This window comes from Caulobacter sp. S45 (assembly GCF_903642205.1).
Lineage (GTDB): Bacteria > Pseudomonadota > Alphaproteobacteria > Caulobacterales > Caulobacteraceae > CAHJWH01.
Window position 1 is genome coordinate 1 of record NZ_CAHJWH010000226.1, and the last position, 3,470, is coordinate 3,470.

The following is a 3,470-nucleotide window of genomic DNA, read 5'->3' on the forward strand; positions in this document are numbered from 1 at the left end:
GTGGCGACCTCGGAAGCCGGCATGGCGCAGATGAGCGAGAAGTTCAGGGAGCTGGGCGGGGAGATCTACCAGCCGGCCTAGGCCGCTCACCCCCGCCGCATCACCTCTCGTCCGAGCCGCAGCAGGGCCGCCTTCAGGCCGCCCTCGGGAGCCTCCGCCAGCCCGGCGGCGATCTCCGCCTCCTGAGCCGCGTCCAGCGGCGGCGGCTTACGGCGCTTCAGCGGTGCGGCGGGCGCGCTCACCGGCCCCTGGACGATGCGAAGCCGATCCACCGTCCCCGCCCCCAGCGTCAGGTTCACTCGGGCCAGGATGTCGGCGCTCTGGTGCTGGACCAGGGCGGCGGCGGGGCCGTCCACCCGCACCTCCAGCGTGGCCGCCGCGCTCTTGCGGGGGCGGACCAGCTTCATCGGCTGGGTGCGCCGGGCCAGCGTCTCGCCCACGATCTCCCGCCAGCGCTCGGTCAGCACCCGCGGGCCAGCCGACGCGCCACCGAAGCGATCGTCCAGCGTCTTGAGGTAGCCCGACAGCGCCTTGCCGGCCGGCGGCGGCGGGCGGAAGGGCGGCCGGGTGCGCTTGCGCGACAGGATGTCGGCGGCCTCGGCGGGGGAGGGAAGCGGGCGGCGCATGACGCCACCCTAACCCAGAACACACCCTGATGGCTGCGGACCGATGGGCGCGGCGGCGTAAACCGCGCTATGCAGGAAACGATGCCGCCGAGCGACCTCCCCGCCCTTCGAAACGCGCTGCTGGCCTGGTACGACGCCAACGCCCGCGCCCTGCCCTGGCGGGTAGGGCCGGAGCGGCACGCCGCCGGCGAGCGGGCCGATCCCTATCGCGTGTGGCTGTCGGAGGTCATGCTGCAACAGACCACCGTTCCGCACGCCACGCCCTACTTCCTGGCCTTCACCGCCCGGTGGCCCACCGTGGCCGATCTCGCCACGGCGGAGGACGGAGAGGTGATGGCCGCCTGGGCGGGGCTCGGCTATTACGCCCGCGCCCGCAACCTGCTGGCCTGCGCCCGGGCGGTGGCGGGCGGACACGGCGGCGTCTTTCCCGAGACCGAGTCGGGGCTGCGCGCCCTGCCCGGGCTCGGCCCCTATACCGCCGCAGCGGTCGCGGCGATCGCCTTCGACAGGCCGTCCGTGGTGGTGGACGGCAACGTGGAACGGGTGACAGCCCGGCTGTTCGCACTGCAGTCGCCGCTGCCCGCCGCCCGGCCCGAGCTGAGGCGGCTGGCGGGCGAGATAGCCTCCGCCGAGCGGCCGGGAGACTGGGCCCAGGCCACCATGGACCTCGGCGCGACGGTCTGCCGCCCGCGCCAGCCGCTCTGCGGGCTCTGTCCTGTCGCCGCCTGGTGCCGGGGGCGGGCGGGCGGCGCGCCCGAGCAGCTGCCCCGCAAGGCCGCCAGGGCCGAGCGGCCCCGCCGCTTCGGCGTCGCCTATGTCGCGTTGAAGGGCGGCGACATCGCCCTCGTCCGCCGGTCGGCCCAAGGGCTGCTGGGCGGCATGCTCGGCCTGCCCACGAGCGCCTGGCGCGACACGCCGTTCGCTGCGGCGGAGGCCGCGGCGGACGCGCCGGCGAAGGCGGTCTGGCGTTCGGTCGGCGAGGTGGAGCACGTCTTCACCCACTTCGCCCTGACCCTGGAGGTGCTCAGGGCCGAGCCTGGCGCCGACCTGGCCGACGCGGTCTGGACGCCCGCCGCCCAGGCCGCCGCCAGCCTGCCCACCGTGTTCCGCAAGGCGCTGGAGGCGGGGCTCGGCCGCCTGGCCTAGCGTCAGCCGATGCGGGGGCGCAGGATCGGCGGCAGGGCGGCCTGCATCGCCGGCGCGGCGTCCGTGCGGACGTGGATGACCGCATAGCTGTCCGCATACAGCCGGCGCCATCCGGGCTGGCGATCGAGCGCCTGGACGACCGGCCGGGTCGGCGGGAACACCGTCCAGGCCACGTCGTAGCGGTCGAGCATGGCCTTCAGCCTGGCGTCGTCGGGCGAGATGGCGGTGACGAAGTCGGACAGATAGCGGTCGCCGTACATGTCGGCCCGCCCGTCGATGAACGGTCTCACTCCGTCGTAGATCAGATAGCCGCCGAAACCGTAGTCGTTCAGGACCGGCCGCCCGGCGAGCGCCCTGGGCACGTGGTTCAGGGCCGTGACCGGGCTGGTCGCCCCGTCGATGGGCTGCACCGGCGCGGCCACACGCACCATCAGCACCACGCCGGCCGCGGCCGCGACGGACGGCCAGAACCAGCCGCCCCCGAAGGGGCGCGCCGGGCGCCGCCGAAACGCCCCGGCCAGCGGCTCGGCCAGCACCAGGGGGGCCACGACCGCGATCACCACGGCGTGGCGGGCGTGCTCCAGAGCCATGTGCAGCAGGAACAGCAGCAGCGCCAGACGGAGCGGGCGCAGCCGCACGCCCTTCCAGATGCAGGTGAAGACGGTGACCAGCAGGGCCAGTTCCAGCGGCTGGTAGCTGGAGAAGTCGATCGGCCGCCACTCGGCTATGGCGTCCAGCGTGGTCATGCCCATGATCTTGAAGGGATAGACAAGCCCGTCGAGGCCTTCGGGATTGATCAGGGCGGCGCCCACGGACAGGGCGCCGAACACGGCCCAGCCCTGCATCTTCCGCCACCCGCGCGGGCCGGCCTCCACCCACGCCTCGAGCCCAAAGACGCCGAGCAGGACGAAGCCGAAGACATAGCTGCCGTGCAGGTTGGCCCACACTGCCATCAGGGCGGCGAAGGCCGGCCGCGGCGCCCGGCCCTCGTCGCGGCCGCGCAGCAGTTCCAGTGTCCACAGGGCCAGCGGGACCAGGGCCAGCAGGTGCGGCCGCGCCAGCAGGCTCGGCAGGGTGCAGTCGCCGGCGACCACCGCCACCGCGAGCAGGGGCGGCCCGGAGAGCCATCGCGCCAGCCAGCCGACCACCAGCCACGCCGTCGCCCCGGCGGCGGCGGCATAGACCACGACCAGTCCCGTCCATCCCCACAGGCCCCGGACCCCCGCCATCAGGATTTCCGCCAGCCATTCGTGGGCGTCCCACGGCGAGCCGGCGCGGGTGTAGGAGAAGACGTCGGTCTTCAGGACCTGGTGGTGCGCCAGCATCCAGCGGCCCGCCGCCACGTGCCAGTAGGTGTCGCCGTCGGAGAGGAAGCCCGGCGAGAACATCGCCAGGGCGGCGGCGACCAGCGCCGCGATCGCGGCCATGCGAGGCGCCAGGCGCTCCGAGGCGACGGGGTCTGGCAGGGCGTCTAGGGACAAGGGATCATCCGGCTTGAAGCCGCCGACCCTTAGGCTGCGACTGCTTGACGCCGCGTGAAGCCCGGCCGTCGCCGACTGCAGGAGGCGGGTCGTAGCGCAGCTTCGATCGCCTGCGTCGGATGGCTCACCGGGCTAGCGCGGGAAACGCGTCCTGCCGCGCTGTCCTCAGCGCGGCTTTGCACGGGTGGAGCCACCCCTGCGTGGGGCGAACGCATGT

3 protein-coding genes are annotated in these 3,470 nt (G+C 74.0%); 1 reads left to right on the plus strand and 2 read right to left on the minus strand.

Going from position 1 to position 3,470, the window contains the following annotated elements:
- Positions 1–86: 86 nt before the first annotated feature.
- On the minus strand, positions 87–626 hold the full coding sequence (locus HUV06_RS15215; protein WP_174302090.1) for a DUF721 domain-containing protein: 540 nt from the start codon (positions 624–626) through the stop codon (positions 87–89).
- A gap of 81 nt (positions 627–707) precedes the next feature.
- On the opposite strand from HUV06_RS15215, the gene HUV06_RS15220 reads away from it, so the two are divergent.
- Positions 708–1,772 (plus strand): A/G-specific adenine glycosylase, encoded by a 1,065-nt coding sequence (locus HUV06_RS15220; protein ID WP_174302091.1) that lies wholly within the window; start codon positions 708–710, stop codon positions 1,770–1,772.
- Between the two features lie 2 nt (positions 1,773–1,774).
- Here HUV06_RS15220 and HUV06_RS15225 read toward each other — a convergent pair whose 3' ends face one another.
- Positions 1,775–3,253 (minus strand): hypothetical protein, encoded by a 1,479-nt coding sequence (locus tag HUV06_RS15225; protein ID WP_174302092.1) that lies wholly within the window; start codon positions 3,251–3,253, stop codon positions 1,775–1,777.
- Between the last annotated feature and the right edge of the window lie 217 nt (positions 3,254–3,470).

What these genes read in the sequence shown, in the direction of transcription:
- HUV06_RS15215 (WP_174302090.1), bottom strand. Translation starts at nt 626, where the DNA reads ATGCGCCGCCCGCTTCCCTCCCCCGCCGAGGCCGCCGACATCCTGTCG.
- HUV06_RS15220 (WP_174302091.1), top strand. Translation starts at nt 708, where the DNA reads ATGCCGCCGAGCGACCTCCCCGCCCTTCGAAACGCGCTGCTGGCCTGG.